Below are 16901 nucleotides of genomic sequence, written 5' to 3'. Positions count from 1 at the left end.
GATAACGCCATTCTCCCTTAACTTTGATATAAGTCTCATCCAAATGCCAAGATAAGTGTGCAGATTTATTTTTCACTTTCCAAATTTGATAGATGAGATTGCCATATTCATGAACCCATCGCATGATGGTTGTTGGGTGAACTGAAATACCACGTTCTTTCAGGATTTCAGATACATCGCGATAACTTAAAAAAAAACGGCAGTAGTAGCCGACAGCTACTAAAATAATATCTTTCTTGAATTGTTTTCCTTTAAAATATCTCATGTCTGATTCTCCTAGATCCTGTTTTCTAGAGTGTAGCTTCATATAGAAAACTTTGCAATAGAACCTATTGCTCCTATTGCTCCCTTTTAACAACATTTTGTTATTTATCCATTAAAACTGTACTTTAATCTGCTATGAATCATACTTCATTTCCAAATCCTCAGTTTTTTGTTGGGGTATTTGGATTAACATTTGGCGCTTGGATATTAGCATTTGGAGTACGAAAATATATTTCGTTTGCTACCGAGAATAAACAAGAACGCCGAAAACTTAAAACCATGTTTTCTGTCATTTCAGTTTTATCTTGCTACGCTGTAACTATGTTATTTTTTATCTAATTCAGTTTAAAATTTATACATATATTCATTCTGTTCATCTGAATAAAACTTAATATTCCGTCAATAATATAGGTAGGCGATAGCCAGAACTCATTTAATGAAGTCCCTAGCCGTTCTCCATTCCCCCTTGGAGAACCAGCCGAGCAGTTAGCTTTTGCTAGCTGCTCTTTTATTTGTGACAAAATGAAATTTTTATGATGGCCACACTTCTACTTTTTCATATCCTACAATTAATCCGTTCTTCATCAAACCAATAATGGAGTTTTTTGCTGCTTCTTCAGTTTCTGTTACACCTACATTACTTTTTCGAGCAAAAGTGTCTAATGTGTAAATTACATACATAAAATTCATTCCATCACCTTGCTTTCTACTAAAATAGCGTTTTTATTGAAAACTCACTTTGATTTACTTTGTATATATTATAATCTGTATAATTTGTTTTTTCGAGAAAGGATAAAGTAATGAGGGAATACCTTGGTTTCATTTCAATGTTTTTAACTGCATTCTTATTTTTCAATCTGTATTTTGCCGGTCCTTTTTTAATTCTAATACCCATCTCAATTGTTTTAGCTATTTTTGCCCCGAAAGGTACAGCCAAAACATTCGCTTTTATTGGTTTAATAATTTTAGGCATTGTCTTCGCTTGCATATACATTCTCCTTTCTATGATTGGTCCGGGATTAGCTGAAACTCATCTCAGATAATCCTCTTTCTCCAAAATAACGATTTTGTTACATTTTTGTAACTACTCTAGGTATATATTAATGTTACAATTTATAAGATTTTGCAGATTACCCCTTGCAAATCCATATGTCTGTCCTGCCCTTGTTGCCCCCTCAACAAGGGCAGTTTTTAATAAAAAATAGGGATTTTGTTAAAATTTTACTTCAATTCACTTTAATTATGGTTTAATCTGTATAATTCATTTTTTCAAGAAAGGATAACGTAATGAGAAAATGTTTTAGTTTCATTTCAGTTTTGTTAACTCTTATCGTACTTTTCAATTTTTATAGATCTGATAGTAATTTAAATTATTTAATATTTGTATCACTGATTTTAATTATTTTTGCTCCAAAAGGTATAGAGAGGAATTTTGCTATTGTTATTTTTATACTTGTAAGTATTTTCTACCCCTTCTTTTCCATTATTATTGATGCTATGTTCGGGGCTAGCTGAAACACATTTAGACTCATTCCATTTCTCCTAAATAACGCCTTTGTTAAAAATCATTTATGTTTCGCTTTGCAACCACTACAGTAATTTTAAAATTGCTTCCCTATATCTTTGAATGTGTCCCCCTTTGATAGCGCACCATTCATTTTAGTTTCAAAACTAGGCGGACAATTCGTTGTGCGTAGAGTCTCCTCTTTCCCACAATCATCACAAATAACAACAGTTTTGTATGTTTTAATTTCCTCTATTCTGAAAGCCATACCTCATTCTCCTTTTATAATAAAACTCAAAGTGTAGTACTTATCAATAATTTTAAATATATGAGTTTCACGTGAAACATTTGTAAAGATTGCTGTCATTCTCACCTTGTGTTTCGCAAACGCTATATAATCAAGGTGCAAACAACAAGTTTTCCATACGACATAACCTCTATTGATGCTAGGAGAAATCCTGGCATTGGTGGTTTACTTCATTCTTTTTTATGTAAGCTTGTCCAATTTCTGCGTGTGTGAATCCTAGCATGTCACCAAGGCATAAATACAATGTAAATAACTTTTTATATAAAGCATCACGAATAGCAAAGTTTAAAGCTGCATCATAAATCATAATGAATTGTTTTGTTAGTGAACTGTATCTGTAATTATGAGAGTTACTTCTGTAATGATTTTTTATTTCGTCAATGTAGCGGTCATACTCTATATACAACCCCAATGACAAAATGAAATGGAATCCGTCCACATACTCCTCGAGTATCACTTCGCGTTGGGATCGACGTTTTTGCACCAGAACCTTTTTTATTATATTTATGGTATGTGAGATTATATACATTTCTTCAATATTCGACCACTGAACAATATAAAATCTCTTAACTTATTAAGCTCGTTTTCATTACTCCATAAATTAAGAAAAGCCTAAACCCTTGTGTACCAATAGGTTTAAGCTTTTAATTTTATAGGAATACCTTTTGCAACAAGTTGCCATTAGGATAGTGTATCAGCAACTTGTAGCTATTACTATGAATGCTAGATTCCACAAAATTATTACATATTTTTTATTTTTATTTCTTATTTAATACTATGCTCAACTATTAATAAAATTCCTATTTTCAGTGACTTTTAAAAAATGGGATTATTGGACAAACTGTAAGTAAAACACATAAGGAAGTGAATTTGATGAATTGGTATTCTAAACCTAGATCAGCTTTAGGTCGTTTTTTAGATAAACACAAAATTACACAAGAAGAACTATCTTCAAAAAGTGGTGTAACCCGTTCTACTGTCAGTCGATTGTGTAGTTTGGACAGCGTATCGCCGACAACTAAAAATTCAAATCGTATTATAAAGGCTTTAAGAAAATTAACTGGAAAAAGTATAGATTCTACTGATTTCTGGGCGTAAATTAACTAAAAACATCTTCCATCACAAATGTTCTCATAAACACATTTTGCTTTATAGCATATTGCTCTAACTTTGATTGTCTATAGTCTGATAATGTGAAAAAGATAATTACTGGAACAATAGCGTTCTGTCTTTTGTAGATATCTGTTATATGGCCATATAACTGTATTTTATGTTCATTTGCCTTCATATGTTGCATACGATCTACTTCAACGAAATGGGGAACATTATTTTCAAAATAGGTTGCGTCAGGAATAATCTGATGCCGTTGACCATTGATTGAAAACTCTATAGATCTTTCTGTTTTCCATTCTGGAAATCCAAGCCACATCCAGCTTTCGTTTCGCATTAATATGTGCTGTAATTGACTACTTTTCTTCACTTCTTTTGTAATGCCTAATAAATCCCGCCCCTTTTTGTTTAAATAATATACGTGTTCACGAGCCATTTTTGTAATGTGACAATATGAATGTAGATCCTTTAATACACGATTTGCGTTTCGAATGCTCCCTAGACAGTGGATGGCTTGTAATTGCCTCCTGGTTGCAAAATCTAACTTACTCAAAGTGGATAAAATCTCGATTTGTCTCGCTTTCTGTTTGAGTGTTTGATGTCTCATTTTGCTTCACCACCTTATATTGCTTTAACAGCTCCCACATATCAGTATCCTTTAAATAAGGTACCTGAATTTCCTCAGTACGATCTGTTTTAAACAATGCTCTTCCTGGAAGAGAAGGTAAATCCTCCAGACCTGGTTCATCCAAAGCAACTTGTGAAGCCACCGCTGTTGGTAATCGAAAGCCTATTTTCGCATCAGCATTTTGTTTGATCTGTCTTGGTAATGTATCAGAGGTTGGATATTGCGTACAAAATATGAGCCGGAACCCTAAACCTCCACCGATCCTTGCGATTTCAGATAACATCTCCTGGCACAAAAATAATACATCACGTTGTTTTTTTGGTAATCCTTGTGTAGGACAAAGATTTGCTCCTTCATCTACGATGATGAAGCAACGTTCCCTAATTGATGTGTCTATGATATTGGTAAAATAGGACTTCTTCATTACTTCAATTTGTTTAACCATTTTCTCACGTACTTTAGCCAACATTTCTAACGCCTGTTCCGGATTTTCAGCTACTTCTACAACTTGGGATAGTTCTTTGTAAGGACTAAATTCTAGCCCTTCTTTCAGATCGATAATAAAAAAATTCACATGTTGAGATTGTTGTAAAATTAAACTAGTCATCACATTTTTTAAGAATACTGTCTTTCCAAAACGAGTCATTCCACTTACACACATATGAGGTGTTTTCTCAAAATCATGATATACATATTTATCTAACGCTTTCCCCACCATAACTCTCCATGTATGCTCTTTTAATAGATCCTTAGACCAATTCCACATTTCAGGTATTTGTTGGCTAAATACTCGAATATGAAGCTCTCTTTGGTGAAACGATATTTTAACAGGCTTATATAGGCCTTCTTCTAGTACTTCGGCTAACTTTTGGATAAGTTGACTAGGTACACCAAGTGGTAACTTGTAAACATAATTCATACTTATCTCATCTTTAATTTCTTTTATAAAAATGGGGTATTGTAATTCACCTTTATGTTGAACACATATCTTTGCAATTTCAAAAAACGTTGCAATTTTTTTCTTATCACTCATTCCATTACTTTGATAAAAATAAGCTACAGTTATAAAGGTTGCTGGGATTAATAAAAGCGACAACATTCCCTCCATACCTCCTTAAGGTAGTTGAGCCTGTATGGAAGCTTAGAAAAAACTGTTTAAGGTGCACTGTTATAATTACTTTCAACTACCAGATGTAATACTAGCGTAGAAATACATCTAGTATATCCATTAGAACGTACCAAACACTCCCAATCAGCAAACATTTGAGACCCGCACGTAGCAACCAATCTGGAAGATAAAGACCTTTCTTCTTCAGCATTTTTATTCCTAAAATTGAAGCTCCTGTCAAGCCATATACAATGCCTAGTTCTCCAATGATTGTCATATTAACCCCATCCTTTTGGTTTAATGGACAAATTCCCTTTACCATCTTTAAAAAGTTGATATTCATCTAATAACTCATTCCAGGAGACAGTCTGTTCATTACCATATAGATCCTCTTCAATTTTTTGACTTAAATAATAATAACCTCGGTATTGCCGATCCAGGTATACTTCATGTCTCAGCATGTGCTCTCGTATTGCACAAATGTTATCTTCCTTCTTGGTTCCTTTGTACATTTGCCTGAGTGTTTCTGAAGAGTAGAGATACGGAGTGCTGTATAACATTTGATATTGGTTCATATTCTCACCATCCATATAGATTTCTAGTTACACTAAATACATATGATGGTGATCCGAATTTTTGAAGTTGTCCCTTAAAAAAGCACAAAAATACGCCTTCCAAATTAAAAAAATAAAAATGCGTATTTTTAGAAACAAATAAACAAAATATCAAGCATGTAGGCAACAAGAACGAAAGTTCATGAAATGCCCAACCTTAGCTTGATGGGCATGTATAGCGACCCCTTCTAGTGAAGGTCCTTGCGTGAACCTACTTACACATGTCTTTACGAACGCAAAAGAACAGACTATTGAAATAGTCCGTTCTTAGGTAAACGATATAATTTTAGAGTTTTTACACTAGAACCAATTGTTTATGAATCGTAGTGCTAGTCCATTTATTATTTCCAAACCCATTCAGCATGATCAATAAATGGGGTCAGATTATGTTGATATTTCGTATAAATAATATCATTACATTAATTTTCTTTCGGAAGCACAATTCTTTTATACAATTGAACTGTAATAAAGTAATAAATCGAGTAAATCACTACGAAAATAACAATTGGTAACCAAATACGGAAATATGGATCAATCAAAATGACTCCGAACATGTTCATACCAACTAATACATGAACAATGCCAACAATTGCTGGGACTAAGAACACAAAGAATAACTCCTTATAAATCGATTGTGTTAATAATTCTCGGCGTACACCGATTTTACGAAGCATTTGATAACGTGTGCAATCTTTGGATGCACCAGACAAAATTTTAAACATCAGGCAACTTGCCATCATTGCTAAGTACGCAATTCCGACGAAAAAGCCCATGAACATTAATCCACTGGACATACCATGAATAGAATTATACATTCGATATTTACTCTTCAGTTCTTCAGGTTTTATACTTGTATATTTCGCTAACTGTAATTCGTCAAGTTGTTTCCATTCTTTTAAATATGATTTAAAATCATCTGTTTTCCCAATAAACACAGTACTTTCTCGGCCCTTTATACTATGGTACATGTTTTTGTCTACAATTTTTATTTCATGATCAGGATACATATAATATGGCTGGATTGTTTGGAACGCTTCACCCCATTGTTGCGGTGACTTCTTCACGTTTTCACCAATTGGCAGCTCTTCTGATACTCTCTTTGTTTTCCCATAATCTTCTCTATCACTTCCATTTTTTGCTACTAAAGGACGATTTTTCTCTAAATCATCTTTTAAATAGTAAATAGACTGACCATCTATTTTGTAATGATATTCAAGCTTCTCTGTAAATAAGATAGTATTCAAAATTTTCTTTTCTTCAGCTGTTGGATTATGAACAACCGAATCGTAAATTGTAATACCATTAACCATTGTTATTACGTTGTTTTTAAATGCCATACCACTAGCAATCCCGCCAACTCCAAGGGCCACTAACATCGCTACTGTTGCAAGCACATTTGCTAGGCTATTCATACGGAAATTCAATTGTGCAAAAGTAAAAGCATTCAGGCCTTTTTCACTACGTTTTTTATTACTTTTTAACTTGTTAACCATAACTGGGAGAAGTGATCCAAATAGAATGTAAGTACCAAAGGTTGCTGTGGTCAATCCAATGGCCATTAATCCAATAGCAGCCATTCCCGCTCTTGGAATATAGATCAGTGATGCATAACCAATACCTAACAAAATTAAGCCAAGGAATGCAACTACAACAGTCATTTTTCCTTTTACCGCGACCCGTTCTGTTTGTGCATCTGCATGTACAAGTTGTAATACGGAAAAACGTACTAATTTTATACTACTCATAATTGCTGATAGTACAAATAGTACAAAGAAGAATATGCATGTAACTGTTATAGATGGAATATAAAATGCTTGATATCCTTCACCAGGAAATTCCAACTGTTTCATTAGTAATTGTCCGATACCTTCTGCCAGTCCTACACCAATTGTAATCCCAATCACAAGAGAGACCGTACCTAATATAATTGTTTCAAGAAACATTAGGAATGTAACTGTATGCTTTTTTGCTCCTAACATCATATACATACCAAACTCTTTTTGACGAAGAGATAATAAGAAAGAGTTTGCATATAAAATATAGAAAAATGTGATAACCGCTAACAAAAAGGAACCAATTTTAAATACAGACACAATATCCCCAATAGAAGAGTTAGATTCAAGGAACGTTTTATTGGATGCTAGCGTTTGAAACATATAAAAAGTTGAAATAGAGACAATAAGACCAACAAGTAAAACAATGTAATCTTGCAACTTACTTTTTAGGCCTGACATAGAAAGCTTAAATAACATGATTGAACTTCCTTCCTTACGCTTTTTGTGTGCCTAAGTTTGCAAGCACGTCTAAAATTTCTTTATAGAATTCTTCACGGGTACCACCGCGATGAATTTCTTTATATAACTCACCATCTTGAATGAATAAAATACGCTGACAGTAACTTGCGCTGTAAGGATCATGCGTAACCATCATAATGGATACACCTTGCTCTTTATTTAAGCTTGTCATGGCATCAAGTAAACTCGTTGCATTTTTAGAATCAAGAGCTCCTGTTGGCTCGTCCCCTAAAATAATTGCTGGTTCATGAACTAACGCACGTGCTGCTGCCGAACGTTGCTTTTGTCCACCAGATACTTCAGATGGATACTTTTGAAGTATTTCTGAGATTCCTAACATACCCGCTACTTTCTCGACTTTGGGTCCAATATTACGTGATGGAACACCTTGAAGAGATAGTGGAAGTGCGATATTTTCATAAATAGACAGGTTTTCTAATAAGTTGAAATCCTGGAAGATGAATCCTAATTTTTGTGAACGGAAATCAGAAAGCTCACCTTGCTTCATTTTCGTAATATCCGTTCCTGCAATTTCAACAACGCCGCCTGTCGCTTTATCAAGAGTTGAAATTACATTTAATAATGTTGTTTTACCAGAACCAGATGGCCCCATAATACCTACAAACTCCCCCTCTTGAATTGAGAATGATACACCTTTTAACGCATGTGATTGATTCTCACCTTTTTTACCGTACAATTTTTGAATGTTTTTTACATCTACAACTGGTTTTATCATATATATCCTCCTACGTTTGTTTTTTTATTTCTTTAAAATATGATGCTATTCTTATTTGCTTTTAACAAAATAGTCATGTTGCATCCATCTTTTCCATGAGACTGTCACGATGTATCCACTTGAGAGCTGCAAAGAAAATTTTCTTTTTTTAATTTCTCCACTCTCCTCATCGCTTTGAATACATACATGATAAGCTATGAAAATTAGGAAACACCCCGTAAAATCCTTAAGAATTCTTAAGTTTTATAAAAAAAAGGCTTATGGAACCTGTAATTCCATAAGCCTTTCTATTTGATTGGATGTTCAACAATAAAGGACATCCAGCCGTCTTTATATTCTGCATGTATATTACCATTATGAAGTTCAACAATTCTTTTTGAGATAGCAAGTCCCAGTCCATTTCCTTGATCATTTTTTCTTGCCTTATCACCCCTGAAAAATCTTTCAAACAATTTATTAGGATCGCTAACAGGCGGCTTCTCGACTTTATTTGATACTTTCAAAATTGCTTTGTTACCTATTAGTTCAAGACATACGGATAATTCGGATGGTTTCATGCTGTACTTTATCGCATTCATAAACAGATTTTCATAAACACGTACCATTTTTTCTACATCTATGAAGATAGGTATTGTTTCTTCCGTGATTGATTTTTGAACGATTAAACTTTCCTTTTCAAATATAGGAATGTATTCTCCAACTATTTGTTCTAACAAACCTGATAAATCAACTTCATTAAAGTTTAACTTAGTATCGATGCCTGATAAACGGGTATACTCAAATAGTTCATCTATTAGATATTTCAATCTCTGTGATTTTAAATATGTGGTTTCGAGATACTCCTGTAATTGTGTTTTACTGTCGTATTGCCCTCTTTTTAATAAATCTATATAGCCGATAATAGATGTCAACGGAGTGCGTAAGTCATGAGATACGTTAGTTATGAGTTCATTTTTTGTACGTTCTAATCGTCTTTCCTGTTCAAATGTATTTTCCAATTCCATGGACATATAGTTGATATTTTGAGCAAGTTGGGTCAATTCGTCCTTCCCCATAATCCCAATTGTCAAACCCAGTTTTCCATTGGCAATATCATTCACATTATCAGAAATGAGCTTCAAATATGCTATTTTCTTTCGAACCAATATCAAAAAAATTACTATAAAGTTAAAAATTGCGAACGAGAATAAGAATAACAATGATAAATTGAATTCAAACATACCAAAATCTTCGTGTTTTTTAAATAATGGATCTATGACGAATAGCAACATAAGGATTGTTAAACCAAACGCAACAAAAAAACTAACTGCAACAGCAACAAGAAGTTTTATAATGATCTTATTTCTAAAACTAACATTCTTCATATTTTATATCCAATTCCCCAAACAGTTTTAATATAAATAGGATTTTTAGAATCCTCTTCAATTTTGTCTCTTATTTTTGTAATATGCACCATGACGGTATTGTCTGATTTATAAAAAACCTCTTTCCAAACTGCTTCATATATTTTTGCCACACTGAGGACAATTCCTTTGTTACGAGCAAGTAGTTCGAGTATATCAAACTCTTTTGGAGTTAGCCTTGTTTCCATTCCCCTTACCCATACTTGACGTGTATCTGTATTCACGGTTAAATCACCAATTTCTAGGATGCTTTTATTATGATCTATTGACGTATTGTATTTTTTAAACCTTCTTAATTGGGATTTTACCCTAGCGATTAACTCCAACGGGTTAAACGGTTTTGATAAATAATCATCGGCACCAGAGGCTAGACCCTGAATTTTGTCTATATCCTCTGATTTTGCAGATAGCATAATGATAGGCATATTGCGGTCTTCCCTAATCTTCATACACGCTTCAATACCATCCATATTAGGCATCATAATATCTAATATTATAAGATCAAACTCCTTTTCTTCTAACAGTTGTAAAGCTTCAATAGCATCTTCTGCCTTTTGAGTTTTCAGGCCTTCATTTTCCAAATAAACAGAAATAAGATTTCTAATCTCTTTATCATCATCAACAATAAGAATTTTTGACTCCATATTATTCCTCCACATTTTTTCTCGTATTGAACAACTAAAGACATAAGCAGGTGAAACATTTCCATCTTCTCTTTATTGTAAACTTACAATGGAAGACAAGAAATAACATTATGGATATAAGTGATATCGTTCCCCTAATATTTTGTTCAATATTTACTGCTGAACCATATACAATTAATAAGTTTCCTATGAATACACCTGTACTTGGTCCATATTTGAAAATATAATTTACTTTCTTCAAATCAGTTCCTTCAATCAATTCATCCCCAAGAAACCTTGAACTTGGAAGGGCTGCACCAACTGATTTTCAGTTCATCATATACAGAAATAAGGAAGTGAATTATTTTCATATTTAGTCACCCCACTGTTTTGAATTCATAATCATACTCTAGAGTCCAAACCTTAAGAAAAAGGGACAAAAGTTCTTAAGAATTCTTAAGCTTTATACAGCAGTTTGGTCAGAAGAATATATGGCCACTCTTGAAATGTTCACTATTAGCTTCTTATTATAATGGTATTTATTAACAACAGCTAAAAATATAGTAAAATATTAGATTTAACTTCCAATAATCCAAGAGGGAGTCTATTCTTCGTTAAATAGGCATTATATTATAAGAGCCCATAGTAATTTATAGAAAATTTTAGGGTGGGCATTACATTAAATAATATCGGTAAGGAAATTCGTGAATTTAGAAAGATATATAAGCTAGCCCAAAAAGGGGCTGGTGCAAAGTTTCTTAACAGATAAAAAGTTGGTATGATTGCAGATGGATTTTATGCGATTGTTAGTAATTGTTATAATCCATTGTACATTGAAAAAATGAAGTTTGGTTGTTGCAAATTGATTATGAATATCTAATCCAATTAGAAGAATACAATAATCAATTATCCGAAATTAACTTCATACAAAAACTAATAACGAGCATTAAAAAACTTTGCCTGCTCTTTTAACATGGAAACATAATCTATTCAACAATTGGTATGGGAATTGTAAATAATATCATTAGCATCTAGAGAAAGTGCAAAAAAAGACATCTTCAACTGGGGAAGATTTCTTTTTTTGCTATGTGGGGTCACTATGTCATTGAATCTAAGTTAAGCGGAAAAGTATTAGATATAGAATTGAACAACCCCTTTAAAGAAAACTGGAAATTTAAGTTGAAATATACATGTGGTTGTGAAGGATTGGGCTTAAACTAAAAGGACAGAAGAATTGAATAAGAAAATAGTTATAATGGGACAATATTGGAAAAAGAAAAGGACAAGTTATTTACATAATAAAATGTATTAAATGATTTTTAGGAGGATACTATGGAACTATCTTTATTATTAGAATATGGATGGGTTTTAATTATTTTGATTCTTTTAGAGGGTCTGTTATCTGCTGATAATGCTTTAGTTTTAGCTATAATAGCAAAGCATTTACCAGAAGAACAGCAAAAAAAAGCTATTAATATTGGTTTGCTATTAGCTTTTATATTTAGAATTGGTGCAATTTTTATTATTTCGTTCCTTTTCCACGTTTGGCAAGTTCAAGCTATTGGGGCCGCTTATTTAATTTTCATTGCTTTAAAACATTTACTCAAAAAAGACAATGGAGAAAAAGAGAAAAAAGGAAAAAGTTATAGTATGACTGTTGCTCAAATTGCATTAGCAGATATCGCATTCGCTGTTGATTCTATTTTAGCAGCAGTAGCTCTTGTCATTGACTTGCCCGATACGTCTATGGGTGAAATTGGTGGTATGGATGGTGCTAAATTTATTGTTATTATAATAGGTGCAATAGCGGGTTTAATTGTAATTCGATATGCAGCAGGATTCTTCGTTAAGTTATTGACAAAACGCCCTAGTCTTGAAAAAGCCGCAATGTTATTAGTTGGTTGGGTTGGGGTTAAGTTATTAATGCATACCCTTTCTCATCCATCCGTGCACATTGTTTCTCATGATTTTGTCGAAGGAGTAATTTGGAAGTCAATCTTTTGGTCTGTTATGCTTCTTATTGCTTTAGGTGGTTGGTTTTTATCTAAAGAGAAAACAGAAGAAACTAATGAAGAAAAATAATTACAAAAAAAACCAACTATACTTTTAGTTCTTATAATTAAGTGGAAATGTATTCAAGGGTGACCTGTGAACTACTCGCCACTTAGCAAAGCTTGAAGTGGTGAGTAGTTCACAGGACTAATTACCTTTTATCATAATAAAGAAAAAACGTTGCCTTTTTTATATTTTTGCAAGAAGAGGCAACGTTTTTCTATTTAAAAATACACTAAATTTACATTTGAATATTCATAACATCGGAATTAATATATTGTCCCTGTAAGCTAATACTTTAATTGTTTTAATAGCCTTTTGTTTAACTCCCACAATGACTGAGAAAGTTACAAATTCTAATTTTCCATTTCACGTTAAAAGATTGTGAAGTTGTTCAAAAAAACTACCTGTTAACCGATGTTTATTACCCATTCGCAATATATCACAAACTTGTTTAATATTTCGTGATGGAAATGTTGGAATAGATATGTCTTTTAAACTCTCCATATAATCTAGTAGTAACATCCGCAACGCGATGTCCATTCGAATTTCACCTACACGCATCAATGTTTGGATCTCAATATCATGGAATTCATCCAAATCTGTACGAAGTCCTGCTAATAATTTTTCTATATTTTCTTCATCTGAGGAATGGGAATATAATTGATAATCTGGAAGGGAAATTTGACCAGTATAAAAACTCAGCATCTTTCCCCACTCCACAAATAAGTGCTGATCCTCTTTGATGTTGCCACGGTAATCCAATATAATATAGCCCTTGACATGGACTCACCCCCCTTTTATGAAGAGGAAATCCTTTTTCATCTAAAGTTCCTTCTATGTCTATCCATTTGTAATCAGGAACAAAACCCGTTGACCATATAATATTTTGCACACTTATTTTGCTTCTATCATTAAAAGTTATTTCTCTTTCCTGTGCTTGTATCGCTCTTGAGTGGATTTTTATATTCCCCTTGCGTATCAACTTTTTAAATTCAAATCCAAAAATAAGGTCACTTTGTTGTTGAAACCATGATCCACGCTTTGTAGTAGTTCCTGCATATAAGAGTCCCACCTTTTCTAACCAGTGGAAAATGCTTTTGCCCATGATTTTAAGTGGTAAAGATTTAAATGGTTGGCTAATAGAAATGGTTACATCGCGACTTCCCGCAAGTTCAGTTGCGATTTGTGTACCAGAATTTCCTCCCCCTACCACGAGGATAGGGCCACCTGGAATCGTCTCTGGTGATTGATATTGAGAAGAATGAATTTGAAACACCTCTTGTGGAAGACTTTTAGAAATTGAAGGAATGAATGGTTTCTGAAAAGCGCCAGATGCGATGATGACATGTTTGGAATGAAATACTCCCTTATCAGTAGATAACTCAAATGTATTTTTTATTTTTTGCACTTTATGTACAATTGTTTCCATCTGTACTGGTAACGAAAAATGACTAGCATATATTTCAAGATAGTTTGCAATTTCATCCTTGGTAGGAAATGCATTTTCATCTCCTTCTAATTTCATCCCTGGCAGTGAACTATATGATTTAGGTGTAAATAGAATTAAAGAATCATACCTGTTTCTCCACGAATCTCCAATTCTTTTTTCTCCATCAAGTATTACAAAATCATAGCCCCCTTGTTGCAAATAGTAACCCATACTTAACCCAGCTTGCCCAGCACCAATCACAACAATATCTAGCATATCGTCACCTTCACCACCTATTTTTCAAAATAACATATGAATAATTATTCATATATTCATATGTTTTCATTCATTATAGCATTTCCTTCTCACATATCAAGGGATTTTTATCCAATTATTTGCAAAATACATTCTGTAAAAACTCTATTTGGGGTACCGCCACATCGCTATCAAGCTAATAAAAAGAAATGCCCCTAAAATGAAAAAATACGCTATTCTTTCTGTAGAATCATAGGAAAGGATGGCGTTTTTTATGTCTGTTTCTGTGTCTGATGAATTACAACTATTTGCTCAAGAGATTCAAAGTTTTTTATCTCCAAATACCTTACGGAATCTTGCTAGAGATGTTGGTTTTGTACAACGAACCAGTAAGTACCAAGCAAAAGATTTAATAGCTTTATGTGTATGGGTGAACCAAAATGTAGCTATGACTTCTTTAACTCAATTATCTAGCTGTTTAGAAGCATCAACAGCAGTACTTATCAGTCCTGAGGGACTGAATCAACGATTTAATAAGGCGGCCGTCCAACTTTTACAACACCTACTAGCCGAACTATTAAGCAAAAAATTGGCCGCATCTATGCCGATTTCTTCTCCATACACTTCTGTTTTCAAGCGTATTCGTATTTTAGATTCAACTGCATTTCAACTCCCGGATGTATTTTCATCGGTTTATCCAGGTGCAGGAGGATGCAGCCATACAGCTGGGATAAAAATTCAACTTGAGTATGATTTGTTAAGTGGACAGTTCCTACATATTCATACAGGTCCAGGTAAAGAACATGATCGCACTTACGGCTCTCTGTGTGCCCCAACTGTGACGGCGAATGATTTATGTATCCGAGATTTAGGTTATTTTCATTTAAAAGACCTTCAATATATACAAGATAAAGAGGCCTACTATATCTCTCGTATCAAGTCGAATACACGTATTTATCAAAAAAATCCTAGCCCTGATTATTTTCAAGATGGAAGAATTAAGAAAGGTACAGAGTATATACAGATAGATATGGAGACGTTAATGAACTCCCTTCAACCAGGACAAACATGTGAAATAGCTGATGCTTATGTAGGAATGATTGATAAAGTGCCAGCTCGTGTAATTGTTCATCGATTAACAAAACAACAGCAACAAAAACGATTACAAGATCAAGCTGTAAGAGAAAAAAAGAAAGGAATGAAGTATTCTCCTCAAAGTAAACGACTCAGTGGTATCAATGTATATATGACAAACACCCCTACAGATATTGTCCCAATGGGACAGGTACATGACTGGTATTCATTGCGTTGGCAAATCGAAATTTTATTTAAAACGTGGAAGTCATTCTTTCACATACATCATTGTAAAAGGATAAAACCAGAACGATTGGAGTGCCATTTATATGGTCAATTGATTGCCATACTACTCTGTTCTTCTATCATGTTTCAAATGCACCAATTACTCCTCATGAAGAAAAAACGAGAGCTTAGCGAGTATAAAGCCATATATATGATTAAAGACTATTTTCTTCTTCTATTCCAAACTATACAAAAAAACACCCAAGAGCTATCAAAGGTGTTACTTCGCCTGTTCAATCTCCTACAGCAAAACGGGCGGAAATCTCATCGATATGAGAAAAAAACGGTCTTTGATATATTAGGTGTCGTTTACAATTGTACCCTGTCTGATAATCAAGCCGCTTAATTCAAAAAAGTGAAACCCGTTAGGGTTTATTTCGTATGCAAATCTTTCAATCACCTACACTTGCCCTTTAGAAAAAGAAACAATTTCGCCTAAAATGGACTTTGCATAAGCTTAGCTTGATAGCGATGGGGTACCGCCACATCGCCATCAAGCTAAAAAAGTGTATCCATAAAACGAAAAAAACGCTATTCTTTTTGTAGAAATATACAGAAATGATAACGTTTTTTACTTTATGGATAATGAAAAAACTAGATTGATAGGGATTTGTTGTGACTCCTAGTACACCAATTAATCAAAAATAAAATAGTTCTTCAAATTTTTTATCTAGCGCTATACAAAGTACTAATGCTAACTTTGCAGTTGGACAAAATTGTCCTGTTTCAATAGAACTAATTGTTTGCCTAGATACTCCTACCATTTCAGCTAATTCTCCCTGTGATATTTTTTTCTCAGCTCTTGCGACTTTCAAACGATTTTGCAGTACTAATTCATCTTTCAATTATTATCCCTCCAGAAAGAAAGCTATGGCACTTGCAATTGTACTCATTATTGCTAAAATGCTTGCAATAAGAAATTTTTGTGCTTTCAATTTTTTAAACTTATAAAAGCTTGTACTAGCTATATAACCAGAAAAAATTGAAATTAATTCGTAACTTTTAATACCGTGCATCAATTTCCAAGAACCAAAGATTAGGATTAAAACAAGTACAGCTATTAAGCCGTAACTAGATGAATCTAATTCTATAAGCTCTTTACGTTCATCTATCCCCATTTTTTTGTATTTTCTTAATATCTCTTCTTTTTGCATCATTAGTCCCCCCTTATTAATTATATTTTTATTGTACAGTTTTATTATCATTATGACA

General features: G+C 33.4%; 18 protein-coding genes and 2 pseudogenes. 3 read left to right on the top strand and 17 right to left on the bottom strand.

The genetic code is table 11. The features are described 5' to 3' along the window. The 5 genes and pseudogenes from U860_RS0130025 to U860_RS0130005 form a co-directional block, all read right to left on the bottom strand. Positions 1–265, bottom strand: a pseudogene (locus tag U860_RS0130025) (IS6 family transposase); the annotation flags it as partial. Positions 266–795: 530 nt separating this feature from the next. Further along, positions 796–954, bottom strand: coding sequence for a hypothetical protein (locus U860_RS35715; RefSeq protein WP_162791027.1), 159 nt, complete (start codon positions 952–954; stop codon positions 796–798). Positions 955–1042: 88 nt separating this feature from the next. Then, positions 1043–1252: pseudogene (locus U860_RS0130015) on the bottom strand (hypothetical protein); the annotation flags it as partial. A gap of 613 nt (positions 1253–1865) precedes the next feature. Then, positions 1866–2036: a hypothetical protein gene (locus U860_RS36160; RefSeq protein ID WP_205206381.1), complete on the bottom strand. Its 171-nt coding sequence runs from the start codon at positions 2034–2036 to the stop codon at positions 1866–1868. A gap of 178 nt (positions 2037–2214) precedes the next feature. Further along, on the bottom strand, positions 2215–2559 hold the full coding sequence (locus U860_RS0130005) for a dUTP diphosphatase (RefSeq protein WP_162791026.1): 345 nt from the start codon (positions 2557–2559) through the stop codon (positions 2215–2217). Positions 2560–2948: 389 nt separating this feature from the next. Here U860_RS0130005 and U860_RS0130000 point away from each other — a divergent pair, with 389 nt between their 5' ends. Next, positions 2949–3173 (top strand): helix-turn-helix transcriptional regulator, encoded by a 225-nt coding sequence (locus tag U860_RS0130000; protein WP_025151367.1) that lies wholly within the window; start codon positions 2949–2951, stop codon positions 3171–3173. Position 3174: 1 nt separating this feature from the next. Here the strand turns inward: U860_RS0130000 and U860_RS0129995 are convergent, their stop codons facing one another. The 8 genes from U860_RS0129995 to U860_RS0129960 form a co-directional block, all read right to left on the bottom strand. Beyond that, the gene (locus U860_RS0129995) at positions 3175–3792 is read right to left on the bottom strand and encodes a replication-relaxation family protein (RefSeq protein ID WP_025151366.1); all 618 of its coding nucleotides are present in this window, start codon (positions 3790–3792) and stop codon (positions 3175–3177) included. Further along, positions 3731–4912: an FtsK/SpoIIIE domain-containing protein gene (locus U860_RS0129990; protein WP_025151365.1), complete on the bottom strand. Its 1182-nt coding sequence runs from the start codon at positions 4910–4912 to the stop codon at positions 3731–3733. The genes U860_RS0129995 and U860_RS0129990 overlap by 62 nt, the downstream gene beginning before the upstream one ends. 100 nt (positions 4913–5012) lie before the next feature. Further along, the gene (locus U860_RS0129985; RefSeq protein ID WP_025151364.1) at positions 5013–5198 is read right to left on the bottom strand and encodes a hypothetical protein; all 186 of its coding nucleotides are present in this window, start codon (positions 5196–5198) and stop codon (positions 5013–5015) included. Position 5199: 1 nt separating this feature from the next. After that, positions 5200–5496, bottom strand: a complete 297-nt coding sequence (locus tag U860_RS0129980; protein ID WP_025151363.1) for a hypothetical protein — start codon at positions 5494–5496, stop codon at positions 5200–5202. 458 nt (positions 5497–5954) lie between these two features. After that, entirely contained in the window at positions 5955–7787 is a 1833-nt protein-coding gene (locus U860_RS0129975; RefSeq protein ID WP_025151362.1) for an ABC transporter permease, read from the bottom strand. 16 nt (positions 7788–7803) lie between these two features. After that, positions 7804–8565, bottom strand: coding sequence for an ABC transporter ATP-binding protein (locus U860_RS0129970; RefSeq protein WP_025151361.1), 762 nt, complete (start codon positions 8563–8565; stop codon positions 7804–7806). A gap of 287 nt (positions 8566–8852) precedes the next feature. Next, positions 8853–9929 (bottom strand): HAMP domain-containing sensor histidine kinase, encoded by a 1077-nt coding sequence (locus U860_RS0129965; protein ID WP_025151360.1) that lies wholly within the window; start codon positions 9927–9929, stop codon positions 8853–8855. Further along, complete coding sequence (locus U860_RS0129960) at positions 9926–10612, bottom strand: response regulator transcription factor (RefSeq protein WP_025151359.1); 687 nt, start codon at positions 10610–10612, stop codon at positions 9926–9928. Before U860_RS0129960 ends, U860_RS0129965 begins: the two co-directional genes overlap by 4 nt. A 1311-nt stretch (positions 10613–11923) precedes the next feature. Here U860_RS0129960 and U860_RS0129955 point away from each other — a divergent pair. Further along, positions 11924–12673: a membrane protein gene (locus U860_RS0129955; RefSeq protein ID WP_025151358.1), complete on the top strand. Its 750-nt coding sequence runs from the start codon at positions 11924–11926 to the stop codon at positions 12671–12673. Between the two features lie 339 nt (positions 12674–13012). Here the strand turns inward: U860_RS0129955 and U860_RS34660 are convergent, their stop codons facing one another. Both U860_RS34660 and U860_RS0129945 read right to left on the bottom strand, forming a co-directional pair. Continuing rightward, a complete protein-coding gene (locus U860_RS34660; protein WP_081807004.1) occupies positions 13013–13351 on the bottom strand; it encodes a hypothetical protein in 339 nt (112 codons plus the stop codon). Further along, positions 13284–14351: an NAD(P)/FAD-dependent oxidoreductase gene (locus U860_RS0129945; protein WP_025151357.1), complete on the bottom strand. Its 1068-nt coding sequence runs from the start codon at positions 14349–14351 to the stop codon at positions 13284–13286. Before U860_RS0129945 ends, U860_RS34660 begins: the two co-directional genes overlap by 68 nt. A gap of 253 nt (positions 14352–14604) precedes the next feature. Between U860_RS0129945 and U860_RS0129940 the strand changes: the two genes are divergently transcribed. Further along, positions 14605–16035, top strand: a complete 1431-nt coding sequence (locus U860_RS0129940) for an IS4 family transposase (RefSeq protein WP_025151356.1) — start codon at positions 14605–14607, stop codon at positions 16033–16035. A gap of 292 nt (positions 16036–16327) precedes the next feature. Here U860_RS0129940 and U860_RS0129935 read toward each other — a convergent pair whose 3' ends face one another. Together U860_RS0129935 and U860_RS0129930 are read right to left on the bottom strand one after the other, a co-directional pair. After that, positions 16328–16534, bottom strand: a complete 207-nt coding sequence (locus U860_RS0129935) for a helix-turn-helix transcriptional regulator (protein ID WP_000651002.1) — start codon at positions 16532–16534, stop codon at positions 16328–16330. A 3-nt stretch (positions 16535–16537) separates the two neighbouring features. Beyond that, positions 16538–16843 carry a DUF6442 family protein gene (locus tag U860_RS0129930; protein ID WP_025151355.1) on the bottom strand — a complete coding sequence of 102 codons (306 nt, stop codon included), beginning with the start codon at positions 16841–16843 and terminating at the stop codon, positions 16538–16540. Positions 16844–16901: the final 58 nt, after the last annotated feature.

The organism is Bacillus sp. H1a (assembly GCF_000633475.1).
GTDB lineage: Bacteria > Bacillota > Bacilli > Bacillales > Bacillaceae_G > Bacillus_A > Bacillus_A paramycoides.
Note: the sequence above shows the minus strand (reverse complement) of the source record. Positions and strands in the feature narration are given on the sequence as shown.